We start from the raw sequence: 15,240 nt of genomic DNA, 5'->3' as shown, positions 1-15,240 counted from the left end.
TTGAAGGAAACGCTTCGTCATTTAAGCGATGGCAAACCTTTGGGCATGTTCCCAGCTGGAGAAGTATCGACGTACAGAGACGGTAAGTTAATGGTAGATAAAGCCTGGGAAGAAGGTGCAATTAAGGTAATCCGAAAGGCACAAGTTCCGGTAGTTCCAATTTATTTCCATGCGAAGAACAGCCGGTTTTTCTATATGTTATCCAAGTTAGGTGATACATTGCGAACGGCGAAACTACCTTCTGAATTGTTTTCGCAGAAAGATCGTGTGATTAAGGTTCGTATTGGAAAGCCCATTTCGGTTGCTGAGCAAAATGAGTACAAATCGTTAGAAGAATACTCCGAATTTTTACGTAAGAAGACGTATATGTTGGCAAATCCGTTTGAAAAAGAAAACAGCGGAATTGCGCCAGCACAATTAAAGATAGCGCCAAAACCCAAGCAAATTACAAATGCGGCTAGCAGTGAGAAAATGGCTGCTGAAGTAGAAATGCTGCGGCAAACCAACTGCCGTTATCTGCAAAGCAAGAATTACGAAGTTTTTTTCACGAAAGCTGACAAGATTCCGAATTTGTTACATGAAATTGGGCGTTTGCGCGAGATTACGTTTCGTGAAGTTGGTGAAGGGACAAATCAATCAACGGATTTAGATAAGTACGATACGTATTATTACCACATGTTTTTGTGGGATGCCGATACACAGCAAATTGCTGGCGCATATCGCATGGGTTTGGGTTCGGAGATTTTTCCCAAGTACGGATTTGAAGGTTTTTATTTGCACGAACTGTTCCGGTTTGAATCTGAATTAAACGAAATGCTCGGAAAGTCGATAGAGATGGGACGTGCGTTTATTGTTAAAGAGTACCAGCAGAAACCGATGCCATTGTTTTTGCTTTGGAAAGGAATTATACATACCACCTTGCATTATCCGGAGCACAATTATTTGATTGGTGGTGTGAGCATCAGCAATCAGTTTTCGAGTTTTTCGAAGTCGTTAATGATCGAGTTCATGAAATCGAATTACTACGATCCGTATGTGGCGCAGTACGTTCGCGCGAAAAAAGAATATAAGGTTAAGCTTAAGGATGCGGATAAAGATTTTATTTTCGATGAAGCAGAGTCGGACTTAAATAAGTTTGATAAAATCATCGATGAGTTAGAGCCGGGTAATTTACGTTTACCGGTTTTGATCAAGAAGTACATTAAGCAAAATGCGAAAGTTGTGGCGTTTAATGTGGATCCACAATTTAATAATGCGATCGACGGATTGATGTACATTCGCATAGCCGACATTCCCGAGAGCACTATGCGTCCTGTTATTGAAGAATTTCAAGCGGAGTTAGAACGAAAACTTCACGAGAAAGGCAATTACTAACGGGTAGTCTACCGCTAAAAAGGGCAAATCGCCTATTTTTTAAAATAAAATTCGTAATTGACTGTTTATTAGGACTTCTAATATTTCAGGTAGAAACAAGCGTACTTCTTTAAATTTTTATCGAAAACGCGATTTTTAAGCCCTTAAAGTGTTAAATTATTGAGAAAACTACGATAAATTTTAGCCAAACAAGTCTTTTGATTACATAAAATAAATTTTCAAGTGAATTAATTTGTTGTATGTTTGTGGAGAAATTTAAAACTTAAACTTTTTATGAAAAAAAATCTACTAACCATAGCGCTTATTGCAGCAGTTTCTTCGGGATTTGCGCAAGAAGGTAAGGAAGATAAAGCTGAGGGGAGCAGTTTTAATCGTTGGTCTATTGAATTTGCGGGAGGCGTAAATAAACCTTCAAACCCATTTACACCAGGAGCTTACGCAGCTACTCCAAGCCCTTGGAACGCTGATTTGGGGGTACGATATATGTTATCAAGCAATTTTGGTTTGAAATGGGATATAGGTTATTACACCTTTTCAAACAACGACGCAAGTTTAATTGAGTTCGATACACATTACTATAGAACGTCTGTTCAAGGTGTAGCCAATGTTGGAAAAATATTTGGTTTCCCTGAATTTACTAAAAGAATTGGAATCTTAGCGCACCTTGGTGGTGGTTATTCGCAAATGAAGTCAGACGACCAATCATACACTGATCGTATGGGTCACTTCATCGTAGGTCTTACCGCACAACTTAAACTATCTAACCGAGTTGCATTAACAGGAGATTTTACCAGCCTAACAGGTGTTGGGCAAAACAGAACCTTTGATGGCACTAGTAGCGCAGAAGCGCAAGACAATAAATTCCGCGGTTTCGGAGGTGGTATTTTCTCTGGATCAATTGGTCTTACTTTCTACTTAGGTAGCAATGATACACATGCAGATTGGTACTACGAAGGCGATAAAACAAAAGACGAAGTCGCAGAATTACAAAAGAGAATTGGCGATTTAGAAACTATGTTGAGCGATGCTGATAAAGATGGCGTGCCAGATTATTTAGACGCTGAACCAAACTCAACAACAGGAGTTGCTGTAGATACTAAAGGACGTGCTATTGATAAAAATGGCAACGGAGTTCCAGATGAATTGGAAAGCTACATGTCTAAAACATACGGCGAAAACGTAAAAAGCAGCGCTATCACTAACAACAGCATGACAAACAACGAGATGATTCGTTCTTTACTCAACGGCGGTTACATGTGCGTGTACTTCCCTTACAACAAATCGGTTCCAACTAACGAATCTACTGAAGGTATTGATTTTGTATTAACTTACTTAAGAAATAATCCTACAGCACAAATCGAAATCACTGGTCATGCGGATGAAATCGGAAATACAGAATACAACAACAAACTTTCTGCAGCGCGTGCTAACGCAGTTAAAGATGTTCTTGTAAAAGCTAAAATTGACCCAGCTAGATTGACAGTTGTTCCTGCTGGTGAAGATAAGTCGGTAGACAAATCTTCTGAAGGAGCTCGTAAACTAGTTCGCAGAGTTACTTTCCGCGTGAAATAGGACTTAAAAAAATACATAAAAGCCGGATTGTTTAAAGCAGTCCGGCTTTTTTATTTCACAGCTTCTGGAAATATGTAGGTTTAATAGTCCTAGTTTTTTGATGTATTTAAAAAGTTTTGCCCTCGAATCTGGAAAGCTCCCCAAAATCAAAGGAACAGCTAAAGATTTTTTCTCAGACTCACGTTAAATACTGCTATTAGCTTATTTTTGCATTCCAATTTACATCCCATGCAACATCCAGCCAGATATACCATTACAGCGGCACTTCCCTATACTAACGGCCCCATTCATATTGGCCATTTAGCAGGAGTTTATGTTCCTGCAGATATCTACGCACGCTTCTTGCGCTTACAGAATAAAGACGTCGTTTATATCTGCGGAAGCGACGAACACGGTGTTGCCATCTCTATGAAAGCTCGAAAAGAAGGCACCACACCGCAGCAAGTAATCGATAAATATCACCACATCATCAAGAAATCTTTCGAAGATTTTGGTATTTCATTCGATCATTATTCCCGAACATCGGCAAATATTCACCACCAAACGGCATCCGACTTTTTTAAGAAATTGTACGAGGCAGGAAAGTTTGAAGAAGAGACAACCGAACAGTTGTTCGATCCTGAAGCAAATCAGTTTTTAGCAGATCGTTTCGTAATCGGAACCTGTCCGAAATGCGGAAATGAAGAAGCGTATGGCGACCAATGTGAAAAATGTGGTTCTACACTAAGTCCGACCGATTTAATAAACCCAAAATCGACGATTAGCGGTGCTACGCCTGTACTCAAGCAAACGAAACACTGGTTTTTGCCTTTGAACGAATACAGCGATTTTCTTAAGGAATGGATCTTAAAGGGGCATGCCAAAGATTGGAAAACCAACGTACTCGGTCAGGTGAAATCATGGATTGACGACGGACTAAAACCAAGAGCCGTTACACGAGATCTAGATTGGGGAATAGACGTTCCGGTTGAAGGAGCGACTGGAAAAAAATTATACGTTTGGTTTGATGCACCTATCGGTTACATTTCGGCAACCAAAGAATGGGCACAACTAAACGGCAAAAATTGGGAACCGTATTGGAAAGATCAAGATACGAAGTTGGTTCATTTCATCGGAAAGGATAACATTGTTTTCCACTGCGTTATATTTCCAGCCATGCTCAAGGCAGAAGGAAGCTATATTTTACCCGATAACGTACCTGCAAATGAGTTTTTGAATTTAGAAGGTCAGAAGCTATCTACCTCGAAGAACTGGGCTGTATGGTTGCATGAATATTTGGAAGATTTTCAGGGAAAGCAAGACTCGTTGCGTTACGCACTTACCGCTGCGGCTCCAGAAACGAAAGATAACGACTTTACTTGGAAGGATTTTCAAGCGCGAAATAATAACGAACTGGCAGCTATTTTTGGCAATTTCATAAATCGTGTCGTGGTATTAACCCATAAATACTACAACGGGCTAGTTCCAACGCCAAACGCTTTTACAACCGAAGATCTCGCGGTCTTGCAGGAACTGAAAGCATATCCGGATGTAATTGCCAGCACAATTGAACGCTACAGGTTTCGCGAGGCCTCGCAAGAAATGATGAATGTAGCGCGATTAGGAAACAAATATCTCGCCGACCAAGAACCGTGGAAAGTCATAAAAACAGACCCAGAGCGTGTCAAAACGCAGCTATTTGTGGCTCTACAAGTGGCCAGTGCGCTTGCCGTTCTAGCTGAGCCGTTCTTGCCGCATGCTGCACAAAAATTAAATGACATGCTGCAACTCGGTCAGAAAGATTGGAATTTCTTGAAGAGCGAAGTGATGTTAGAGCCCGGTCACCAAATCAATGCAGCGACGATTTTGTTCGAGCAAATAGACGATGCACAAATCGAAAAACAAATGGAAAAATTGGCTGCCAGCAAAGTTTCGGATGCCGCTGCTGCAGAAGTAGCTGAACTAAAACCCGAAACTACTTTCGAAAAATTCTCAGAAATGGACCTTAGAGTAGGGACCATCTTAGCCGCTGAAAAAATGCCAAAAGCAAAAAAACTACTTGTCTTACAAGTAGATACAGGCTTAGATGTAAGAACAATCGTGTCTGGAATTGCAGAACATTTCGAACCAGAAACTATAGTTGGAAAACAAGTTATGGTGTTAGCCAACTTAGCTCCAAGAGCCATTCGCGGCGTAGAAAGCCAAGGAATGCTTTTGCTTACCTCCGATACGGAAGGAAAATTACATTTTATGGTTCCTGAAAACGCTGTCCCTAACGGCAGTACTATTTCTTAAATATGAAAATCCCAAGCAACATTAAGGTCATAGCTTTTGATGCCGACGACACCCTGTGGGTCAATGAGCCGTATTTTCAAGAAGTGGAAACACATTTCTGCGAACTCATGGCGCCGTATTTATCGCGTCATCAGCTTTCTGCCGAACTTTTCAAAACAGAAATCGACAATTTAAAATATTACGGATACGGAATAAAAGGCTATATCTTGTCGATGATCGAAGCCGCTTTGTTGATTTCCAACAACACAATCAGCAATGAAGTCACCGCGCGTATACTTGCTCTTGGTAAAGAATTAATCGAAAAACCTATCGAAATACTCGACGGAGTCCCCGACGTTTTAAAGGCATTTTCGGGCAGATACAAACTTGTTGTCGCAACTAAAGGCGATTTATTAGACCAGCATCGGAAATTACATAAGAGCGGTCTTGGACATTATTTCCACCATATAGAGGTCATGTCTGACAAACAAGTGAGCGATTACAGAAAACTATTAAATCGTCTCGAAATTAGTGCAGATGATTTTCTGATGATCGGAAATTCGTTAAAATCAGATGTACTTCCTGTACTCGAAGTTGGCGGATATGCCGTACATATTCCGTTTCATACTACGTGGGCGCACGAGAAAATCGACCACCAAGTGGTTCACGAACGTTTTACTACCTGCGAGAATATCCATGAAGTAACCGCCTTATTCAGCGATGAAACAACAAATTAATCTCGAAAATTGGAATCGTAAAGCGCACTTTCACTTTTTTAAAACGTTTGAAGAGCCATTTTTTGGTGTCACCGCTGTAGTTGATATTCAGAATGCGCTTCTTTTCGCGAAAGAACAAAATCAGAGTTTGTTTTGTACCTATTTGTATTGCTGTTTGAAAGCGGTTTCTGAAGTTCCGGCGCTGAACCTGCGCATCGAAGATTCCGAAGTATATCGATATCCCTATAGCCACGCATCGGCAACTATTTTGCGACCTGATGGCACGTTTGGATTTAGTTATATCCCATTTAATTCCGATTTTTTAACATTTACAGCCGCTGCAAAGCAGGAAATCGTTCGCGTACAAAACACTTCCGGTTTGTTCACTCGCACGTTTGACGAAGCAAATTTGATACATATTTCAACGTTTCCAAACTTGCACTTTACGGCGCTATCGCACGCCCGAAAATTTAGCATTTCAGATAGTTGTCCGAAGATTACGTTTGGTAAATTTGAGAAGACAGACAATAAAATTGCGATGCCCATTGCTGTTCACGTTCATCATGCACTCGCCGACGGCCGTGATGTTGAACATTTTTTTGTTGCATTTCAGAAAAATCTAAATGAACTATGAAATTTTTTCTACGATTATTCCTCTTACTTGGAGTTACTTCCACTTCAGCGCAACAAATAGACGCTATTAAAGTCAATTGGAAAAAACGCACGGATAACGCGAAAATGGCCTTGTTTTCAGACGGCGATGAGCGAAATATGTACGTTTTGGCATACAAACCTGGAAATTTGAAAGTTCTGCGATACAATGGGGCTTTGTTTCTTCGCGATTCGGTTACCTACAACGTCAATGAAAGTTTGCAAAAAAACATTCAAATGACATTTAAACCCGATAGCGTATTCATTCATTTTATTGACGAATCGCAAAACCGCTTAATAACTTTAAGAACAAATCCAAGTTTCGATTCTTATGTCATGGATTCACAGGTAATTTTTGCAACTGATGAAGTGTGTACCACACAATTTCAAGACGGGAATCAGCGTCATTTTCTAACAGTGAACAAAAATACCAAGACTTGTTTTGCTTACAGTTTGCAAGGTACTGTACTCGTAAAAAAACCCGTTGACACCAAGCTGTTTGATAATTTTAACGGTACTGAACTTTTTGCAGACTTTCTAAGAAAGCAAGAGTTTGCCGAAATCAACGATAACTACACTCCAGTTTTAGAAACCTTGAGTGCCGATAAGTGTTTCTTTAAAAACGGGAAAGCAATTTTTCTGCGTGCAAGAAAAGGCAATACAACACTACAAGAAATTGATTTTAGATCGAATAGTTCGAAAAGTACGGTCTTTAATTCCAACGTCCATAATCCCGAAAATTATGCGTCATTTTTAGGGAAAAAGGAGCTTTTTGAAATTTCAACCAACAAAGACAGTTTAGTTGTAATTGTAACCGATCTTCAATCGAAAAAGATTGTAAAACGCTGGCAAGTTGGTGCAAAAACAGAGGCAAAAACATCCGACTTTCAATTTTACGAACAGCGAAACGGCGGAGTGCCGCGACCTGAACTTCAAACGAAGCGCTTTTTAAAGCGATTTTCACAACCTAAAATGGGTTTAAGCGTATATGAATCGGAAAACGGAAAATTAATTACAGTAGGCGCTCTGGATAGCGCTGTTTCTGCAGGTGGCTTTCTTCTATATGCCGTTGCTGCTGTAGCCGATTACGATCCAGACGACGACCTGTACGAAAATAGTATACTATATTACACCGAACTGGCAACCGATGCTTTTCTACAACCCAAAAAGTACCGACGTTGTGTTCCGGCGATAGATGAAATCTTACAATTTAACGAAGATAAAAAAGTAGAAGTTAACGCAATTACCAAATTTAAGAATGCCTACATTCAAGCTGCATATGTACCGGAAGATCAAACGTTGAATGTGTCTAAATTTCTAGATCGCGATTAAGCAAAGAAGTATTCTTGCTAACTTTACTAAAAAAATTTTACTATGTTATCAAAATCGGTTGAACAGGCACTCAATAACCAAATCCGTATCGAGGCCGAAAGCTCACAAATTTATTTGTCGATGGCTTGCTGGGCCGAAATTCAAGGTTTAGAAGGTGTTGCACGCTTTATGTATACGCAGTCAGATGAGGAGCGCGTGCACATGTTAAAACTCATCAAATTTGTAAACGAACGCGGTGGGCACGCGCATATTACCGAGCTCAATGCCCCAAAAACCACCTTCAATACCTTTCAACAGCTTTTTAGCGAATTGTACAAGCACGAACTTTTCGTATCGCAATCTATTAACGAACTGGTGCACATCACCCTCAGCGAAAAAGATTACGCAACGCATAACTTCTTACAATGGTACGTTGCCGAACAAATTGAAGAAGAAGCACAAGCTAAAACCATACTCGATAAAATTAACTTGATCGGAGATGATAAAGGCGGGTTGTACTTGTTTGATCGCGACATCCAGCAAATTACCGTAACAAGCCAAATTCTGCCTGGTGCAAATTAATTCTTGGCTTAAATTTATTTAGAATGTATTAAAATAAGTTTTATTTTTGCTCAAATGTTTGCAGATGAGCAAGAAGGAAGCGGAAAAGAAAACCGACAAAAAGAAGAAGCAAAAAGAGCTGGTTAAGAAATTAAAAATTGCCTCGAATTGCAAAGCTTCTTGTTGCGAGAAATACAAAAAGGGTAAAGACAAGCGTTGCAAACGTTGTCCGATGTTCGATTTATTGAAGAAAATAGCTTAAATCTGTCTTTCAAGGCAGATTTTTTTTGGGGCGTTCCGGCGGCTAAAGCTGAACACACGTTTTGAAATCTACAAACTTCAAAAACTATGCTTTCAATTCCCCGAGTTTCTTCTTCGTAAACTCCGACAAAACCAAACGACCCGAAATCGCAGCGCGCTCGTACAACAGCGTATCCCAATGTTCGGTATTTTGCCAAAGCACTCTTTTTATATCTTGTAGGGCTTCGGGGCTGTAATTCGATAAGCTTGAAGCAAATTCTTGTACTGCCAAATCTAGCTCATTGTTGTCGGCATATATTGCTTGAAACAAGCCAGCATGCAAGGCCCATGGTGCATCGAACCACCGATTAGGCTGCAGAGTCATGGCGCTAAAGCCGTTTAAACCTATTTTTCGGGAAACTGCAGGTTCAATTACAAACGGACCAATACCAATTGCCAATTCAGAAAGCTTAATGGAAGCTCTTTCGCTGGCAAAAACGTAATCGCAAGCAGCGAGTAAACCCACTCCGCCGCCAACGGCCTTACCTTGCGCGCGACCTACAATGGGGTGCTTACATTTGCGCATGGCGTTTATTACATTGGCAAAACCGCTAAAAAACACTTTTCCCGTGTTTTCATCGTGTACTTGAAGAAGCTCGTCGAACGAAGCGCCGCCACAAAACGCCGAGTTTCCATGACTTTGTAGTACAATAACAGCAATGTCGGATCGGTTTGAAAGTTCGTTGAGCGCTTGCGTTAGATCGGCAAGCTGTGTGCTTGGAAATGAATTTCCTTGTGGGTGGTAGAAGGTAATCGTAGCTATGCGGCTAGCGATATCCGTTTTTACAAAAGCAGTGTCTATAGTCATACAAAAACATTCAGGTTGTAAAGTTCAGACAAATTCTGTTATATTTGCCAACCAATTGGGGGATTAGCTCATTTGGCTAGAGCGCTTGCCTGGCAGGCAAGAGGTGACCGGTTCGAATCCGGTATTCTCCACTAAACCACTCAGCAACGAGTGGTTTTTTTATTTAAAGTGAGTTCGATGTAAAAATTAAAGTTAGAAATCATTTAAATAGTTGATTACAAGGCGTATTTTCTTTGGTATACCGAGGTATCTGAAAAAATACAACGCGGTAAGCGAATGTTTAAATGGTTTGCTTGAAAAATAGCTTAGCAAAAATTTCCGCAAACTATTTAAATGCCTCAATTCAAGCATTCTAATAAAGATTTTTATGTCGAACTCGCGTTATTTACTCTTTCCAACTTCTTGTTTCCCAATAACAGCGAAGTTGAGTGAAACATCGTCTTGTGAGCGCCAGTTTCCTTGGCTAACAGCTCGGGTTAAAATGGGTTTTCCTTTGTAATCTGCAACAAAATGCAACCGACCTTCGCCCATATCTTCAATGATTTCAAGACTAATAAAAAATGTTCCGGTTACTCGTAAATCGTATTGAGTTAAATCCACACTTAAAATCCCTTTTTTGATTTCGGTTTCTACAAAGATGTTCTCCGAAAGGATGTTTTTAGCAGGAATACCGTTGGCAGCTTCGTAAACATTAACACGTAGCTTAATTTTTCCGTACGTGTTGGTGCTTATAACTGCTTCAAAACGCTCTGGAAAAAATGCGGTTTTTCCGGCATTAAACTCCATAGCCAATTCATTGCCGAGTTTATTGTTCGCAAAGCCAGCGCTGAGTCGAGTGCGGCCGAAACTCCGACCCAAATTAACCGTTCGAAACGCTCCGGGTTTTACGACTACTTCATTTAGTTCATAAATTTCGCGTTCTAAACTTACATTTTCTAGGGTTTTGCTGTCTGTGCGAAGGTTTGCAACATGAACAGATTTACTTTTATATCCAATCGTTGAAAACACAAGTATATCTGTGTCGTTAGCTTGGGTAATATCAATCGAAAAGCTACCTTGGTTGTTAGATACGGTTCCGATGTTTTTTCCAGGAATACCAATGTTTACATAAGAAAGAGCCGAATTGTCTTTTTCATCGAAAACGCTGCCCGATACGCGCTGTCCATAAAAACTAAGGCTCATCAGAAAACACCCGATGAGCCCGATAATATTCAAATACCACTTGTATCTATTCACCTTCTTTTTTCTCAGGAGTTGCAGCAGGAGTTTCCGTTGGTGTTGATGCTGGTTGCGGTGCCGCAACGGGCTGTGGAACAACAACCGATTGCTGTGGAGCCATTTGAGTTACTGTTGTTGGTGTTGGCTTTGGTTTGCTGTTGAGCGGTGCGCCGACCGGCAAGTCGCAACGATGTCCCGGCTGTCCGTGTGGTGGATTCATTCCTTTTGGAGTTTTTGCAACCGGTTGGTTAACTACAATTTGCTGTGGCTGTGCGGAAGTTGACTGAACTGCCGCAGGTTGAACTCCTGTAACGGGTGTTCCTACGGGCACAGGCGTAACAGTGCCCGGAGCTGCCGTAGCTACTTTTGTTGTATCAGTTGACGGTGAGCTCTCTTGCGGTTGCAATTCTTTCTTACATGAAGTAAAAGCGACACCAAAAAGGAATATGTAAAAGTACTTTCGCATGTTGTATGTTTTAATTTTCGAAAATACACAATTAGCCGCTCATTTGAAATGAACGAATTAAAAATCGTGAATTCTATGCAAAATCTAAGATTGTATGTGACATCAATGCATGCCGACTTTGCATCAGAGTATCGAAATTTCAAATTTGATGCTCGTGATAGTATTCTCAAGCAGTAATTTCCTTCGAGTAATATTTCTTCCTAAAGAAAAACGCCACGTTAACCAATGCAATTAAGGCGGGTACTTCAACCAGCGGACCAATAACGCCGGCAAACGCTTGTTTACTTCCGATGCCAAAAACAGCCACCGCTACTGCTATCGCTAATTCAAAATTATTTCCCGTTGCGGTAAAGGCTATAGCTGTATTGCGCGAATAATCGACTTTCATGAGCAAACCAACAATAAAGCTCAGAAAGAACATCAGTGCGAAGTATACAACTAACGGAACGGCAATTTTCAGTACATCAAACGGAATAGCAACTATCGTTTCGCCTTTAAGGCTAAACATTAAAACAATGGTAAAAAGTAAAGCAATTAACGTGATTGGAGAAACTGCCGGAATGAATTTTCCAAAAAACCAGTCGCGACCTTTAACTTTTTGCAGCACTTTTTGCGAAACAACACCAAGCACAAACGGAATTCCTAAATAAACACCAATACTTTCGGCAATTTCGGCAACCGAGATATTCACAGAAACAGTGGGCAGTTCGAGCCAACTCGGAAAAATGGTTAAGAAAAAGTATGCGTAAAAGCTGTACGTAAATATTTGGAACAAACTGTTTAAGGCAATTAGTCCGGCGCCGTACTCCCGATTTCCTTCTGCCAAATCATTCCAAACTACAACCATCGCAATACAACGCGCTAAACCAATAAGTATCAGTCCTGTCATGTATTCGGGTTCGTCCTGTAAAAAAAAGTAGGCGAGTGTAAACATCAATAGAGGACCAACGATCCAGTTCAGAAATAGCGAAATACTCAGCACCTTAACATTGCTGAAAACGCTTTTCATTTTCACGTATTCAACCTTGGCCAGCGGCGGATACATCATTAAAATCAGACCGATTGCCAACGGAATGTTTGTAGTTCCCACACTATACGATTCGACGAGTTGCGGGATTTCTGGCGCAAACTTTCCGAGCAAAACACCAATAAGCATTGCCAGGAAAATCCAAAGAGTTAGATAGCGATCCAAGAAGCTTAAACGCTTACGTGCTGCCGCGGGAGTGCAATTAGTGGCTGACATGTGTGGTAACAAAATTCCGACAGTAGTCTTTTATCTGATCGCGAACGCTGCGAAATTCCTGCATGATTTCTTCTTCGGTGCCTGTAGCTTTCGCTGGATCGGGGAAGTTGTGGTGAAATTTCTGTGCACGCGACGGGAAAAACGGACAACGTTCCTTGGCGCTGTCGCAAACGGTAATAACCAAGTCAAAATCAATTTGTGCGTATTCGTCGATGTGATTCGAGGTATGTTGCGAAATATCTATACCGTCCTCGGCCATTATGGCAATGGCTTTCGGATTTACGCCGTGCGTTTCAACACCTGCGCTGTAAACTTCGGCGGTTCCGTTAGCAAAATGATTTAAATAGCCGTGAGCAATCTGACTCCTACAGCTGTTTCCCGTACAAAGAACTAGGATTTTTTTCATGGTAAAATAGTTAAATACAACAGTTGCCGTCTGGCGTGCAACACGGTTCGTTGGCTGTTATCGTGTTTAAAGCGCGCTTTTGTTTCGGAATTCCGCAGTTGTCGAGCGCTAAGCAGTTGGTTTGTTTCGGAATGAGGGTAAACGCGCTTCCGGTGAAATCGATGCCGTATTTCCCGATTGTTTCACCTTGGTACTCTACCTCAATGTCGAGCGCATCAAGTGCGAAATGTTTCTCCGAGTGGTTAATAATTTGTAGTAGTTTTTCGGGTGTGAGTCGGTGCTCGGTATCGTTTGCAACCCAAAGTTGAAAGTTGGCGTGCGATTCGGTGCGAACCGTTCCGCCGCAGTCGATAAAATGTTTTGTAATTATGCCGAGTTCTGTGATGTGAAAGTGCTCGGGAATGGCGTTACCGTTTGGGGTTTTAAAACCGAGTTCGGGTAAATGAGTTAAGATTTCTTTGAAATTTTGAATAGTCATAGCAACAATTTTTAATTACGGACAGCAGGTGGTTGAGTTGTCGTTTGCGTTAGAAAGGATGTTTAGGTAGGCCTTAAATTTGTTGAAAACCTCGTGATTTATGCAGTAGCAAACGGCATTTCCGTCGATGTTGCCTTTAATGAGTTTGGCGTTTTTAAGTTCTTTCAGATGTTGTGAAATGGTGGCTTGAGCCAGGGGTAGTTCGGTAACAAGTTCGCCACAAATGCAGCTATTAACTTTGGCAAGATGGTCTAGAATGGCAATTCTAGCGGGGTTTCCGAGTGCTTTTGCGATATCGGCTAGTTCGTTTTGCGCGTCTGTGAAATAAGCTGCTTTGGTAATTCCCATCGTTATATTTATATATCGCAATATTACGATATACTTTTTAAAGTATTGTTTCGGGGGTGTTAAATTTTTGAGATTGAAAGATTTCGAGATTTTGAGATTGAAAGATTTTGAGATTGAAAGATTGAAAGATTTGAGATTTTACAAGCTAATGGAACTTGTTTTAAGCAGCTATTCCCGCCTTTCGCTGTAGTCCTCGTAAAAAAAGGCGTGTTCATGGGGCTACAACCGGCTTCTATGGTCGCCGTTTTTAACCCAAATCACACAGCCTTTTTGTACTCCGGGCTGCCGCTGCAGTCGGGGCTAGGCGAACGTCTTTGATTATAAACGGTCGGAAAAGCCAACACTTTCAGCACGGATTACATCCGAGGCTTTTGGTGAAGAGAGGAAGTAAATCTGTGCTATCGGGGAGACTGTCTCGGAACAAAGTGACTCAGAATAACTCATTTCGCAGGATATGTTATCGACTATCTTTAGTTTACAATTGTTTTTAAAACACCAATTAACACAATTGTAACAAATAAAAATATAGTAAATATGTACCCAATTTTACTCATCAGATAGGATGCATGCCGGATCTTCCTATAATGTTCTGAAATGAATATTGTATCACGCTCTTTTTCATATTTTGAGCACCAATAATGTGTAGCCCTGTTCATTATTATTAACAGCAGAAAAAAGGGAATTATTTCAATAAAAAAATCCATATCTTATTAGTTTAGGTGGTATTAAAAACCTCTTGCCAGATTCCTCAATCACCCGATGGCGCGGATTTGCAATCCGAGCTCAAACATCCCGCGCCAGCCCGTATTGCCCCATGCTACGAATTTCGCAAATACCAAGCAAGTAACCTAATTTGGTTTGCTATAAATTATCTCAAAATGAGGTGGTTGTGTGGCCGTTTGCTTTTGATTTGCGAGTTTTGTACTATCTAAAGTCTGAGGTGGCGCGCCCCAAATAATTCAATGTAGTTTCGCTAAAAAAGCGCAGCTAAGGTAATTTCTCAGATTTTAGTTCTGGCTCGCCCGCGCCGGCCCGTATTGCCCCATGCTACGAATTTCGCAAATACCAAGTAAGTAACCTAATTTACTTTGCTATAAATTATCTCAAAATGAAGTAGTTGTATGGCCGTTTGCTTTTGATTGGCGAATTTTGTACCATTCAAAGTCTGGGCTGTCGCGAACTATTAATTTCACAATGATCTAACGCAAGAATCATAAATCCATTTGTCAATCAGACATCAGTTTCCGACCCGCCCGCGCCAGCCCGTATTGCCCCATGCTACGAATTTCGCAAATACCAAGCAAGTAACCTAATTTACTTTGCTATAATTTGTCTCAAAATGAAGTAGTTGTATGGTAGTTTGCTTTTGATTGGCGAAATTTGTACTATCCAAAGTTTGGCCTCGCCTCAACCTAGATTTTTCATACAGCTTACCTAAAATCGCATATCGAATTTAGCTTTACTTCACTCGCGCCAGCCAGCATTGCCCCATGCTACGAATTTCGCAAATACCAAGCAAGTAACCTAATTTACTT

15 protein-coding genes and 1 tRNA gene are annotated in these 15,240 nt (G+C 40.8%); 9 read left to right on the top strand and 7 right to left on the bottom strand.

Features of this window, described 5'->3' with window-relative positions; all coding sequences use genetic code 11:
* The 8 genes from ACOVQQ_RS02170 to ACOVQQ_RS02135 form a co-directional block, all read left to right on the top strand.
* A partial coding sequence (locus ACOVQQ_RS02170; protein WP_421816737.1) for a GNAT family N-acyltransferase occupies positions 1 to 1,374 on the top strand: 1,374 nt, incomplete at its 5' end.
* Positions 1,375 to 1,647: 273 nt separating this feature from the next.
* On the top strand, positions 1,648 to 2,946 hold the full coding sequence (locus ACOVQQ_RS02165) for an OmpA family protein (protein WP_421816736.1): 1,299 nt from the start codon (positions 1,648 to 1,650) through the stop codon (positions 2,944 to 2,946).
* Between the two features lie 228 nt (positions 2,947 to 3,174).
* Entirely contained in the window at positions 3,175 to 5,220 is a 2,046-nt protein-coding gene (gene metG, locus ACOVQQ_RS02160; RefSeq protein ID WP_421816735.1) for a methionine--tRNA ligase, read from the top strand.
* A gap of 2 nt (positions 5,221 to 5,222) precedes the next feature.
* On the top strand, positions 5,223 to 5,936 hold the full coding sequence (locus tag ACOVQQ_RS02155) for an HAD family hydrolase (RefSeq protein WP_421816734.1): 714 nt from the start codon (positions 5,223 to 5,225) through the stop codon (positions 5,934 to 5,936).
* Positions 5,920 to 6,549, top strand: a complete 630-nt coding sequence (locus ACOVQQ_RS02150) for a CatA-like O-acetyltransferase (protein WP_421816733.1) — start codon at positions 5,920 to 5,922, stop codon at positions 6,547 to 6,549. Before ACOVQQ_RS02155 ends, ACOVQQ_RS02150 begins: the two co-directional genes overlap by 17 nt.
* The gene (locus ACOVQQ_RS02145) at positions 6,546 to 7,898 is read left to right on the top strand and encodes a hypothetical protein (protein ID WP_421816732.1); all 1,353 of its coding nucleotides are present in this window, start codon (positions 6,546 to 6,548) and stop codon (positions 7,896 to 7,898) included. The genes ACOVQQ_RS02150 and ACOVQQ_RS02145 overlap by 4 nt, the downstream gene beginning before the upstream one ends.
* A gap of 42 nt (positions 7,899 to 7,940) precedes the next feature.
* Positions 7,941 to 8,459, top strand: coding sequence for a ferritin (locus tag ACOVQQ_RS02140; protein WP_298148215.1), 519 nt, complete (start codon positions 7,941 to 7,943; stop codon positions 8,457 to 8,459).
* A 64-nt stretch (positions 8,460 to 8,523) separates the two neighbouring features.
* Positions 8,524 to 8,700, top strand: a complete 177-nt coding sequence (locus ACOVQQ_RS02135) for a hypothetical protein (protein ID WP_298148217.1) — start codon at positions 8,524 to 8,526, stop codon at positions 8,698 to 8,700.
* A gap of 84 nt (positions 8,701 to 8,784) precedes the next feature.
* Here the strand turns inward: ACOVQQ_RS02135 and ACOVQQ_RS02130 are convergent, their stop codons facing one another.
* Positions 8,785 to 9,546: an enoyl-CoA hydratase/isomerase family protein gene (locus tag ACOVQQ_RS02130; RefSeq protein ID WP_421816731.1), complete on the bottom strand. Its 762-nt coding sequence runs from the start codon at positions 9,544 to 9,546 to the stop codon at positions 8,785 to 8,787.
* A gap of 57 nt (positions 9,547 to 9,603) precedes the next feature.
* Here ACOVQQ_RS02130 and ACOVQQ_RS02125 point away from each other — a divergent pair.
* A tRNA-Ala gene (locus ACOVQQ_RS02125) sits at positions 9,604 to 9,677 on the top strand.
* A gap of 250 nt (positions 9,678 to 9,927) precedes the next feature.
* Here the strand turns inward: ACOVQQ_RS02125 and ACOVQQ_RS02120 are convergent.
* The 6 genes from ACOVQQ_RS02120 to ACOVQQ_RS02095 form a co-directional block, all read right to left on the bottom strand.
* On the bottom strand, positions 9,928 to 10,728 hold the full coding sequence (locus ACOVQQ_RS02120; RefSeq protein WP_421816730.1) for a carboxypeptidase-like regulatory domain-containing protein: 801 nt from the start codon (positions 10,726 to 10,728) through the stop codon (positions 9,928 to 9,930).
* 46 nt (positions 10,729 to 10,774) lie between these two features.
* On the bottom strand, positions 10,775 to 11,230 hold the full coding sequence (locus ACOVQQ_RS02115) for a hypothetical protein (RefSeq protein ID WP_421816729.1): 456 nt from the start codon (positions 11,228 to 11,230) through the stop codon (positions 10,775 to 10,777).
* Between the two features lie 166 nt (positions 11,231 to 11,396).
* Positions 11,397 to 12,473 carry an ACR3 family arsenite efflux transporter gene (gene arsB / locus ACOVQQ_RS02110; protein ID WP_421816728.1) on the bottom strand — a complete coding sequence of 359 codons (1,077 nt, stop codon included), beginning with the start codon at positions 12,471 to 12,473 and terminating at the stop codon, positions 11,397 to 11,399.
* The gene (locus ACOVQQ_RS02105) at positions 12,460 to 12,879 is read right to left on the bottom strand and encodes an arsenate reductase ArsC (protein WP_421816727.1); all 420 of its coding nucleotides are present in this window, start codon (positions 12,877 to 12,879) and stop codon (positions 12,460 to 12,462) included. Before ACOVQQ_RS02105 ends, arsB begins: the two co-directional genes overlap by 14 nt.
* Positions 12,880 to 12,889: 10 nt before the next feature.
* Positions 12,890 to 13,357 (bottom strand): DUF6428 family protein, encoded by a 468-nt coding sequence (locus tag ACOVQQ_RS02100; RefSeq protein ID WP_421816726.1) that lies wholly within the window; start codon positions 13,355 to 13,357, stop codon positions 12,890 to 12,892.
* Between the two features lie 15 nt (positions 13,358 to 13,372).
* Entirely contained in the window at positions 13,373 to 13,705 is a 333-nt protein-coding gene (locus tag ACOVQQ_RS02095) for an ArsR/SmtB family transcription factor (RefSeq protein ID WP_421816725.1), read from the bottom strand.
* Positions 13,706 to 15,240 lie beyond the last annotated feature (1,535 nt).

Origin of the sequence: Flavobacterium sp. (assembly GCF_049240005.1) — a bacterium.
GTDB lineage: Bacteria > Bacteroidota > Bacteroidia > Flavobacteriales > Flavobacteriaceae > Flavobacterium.
This window is presented reverse-complemented; position numbering and strand designations above follow the sequence as displayed.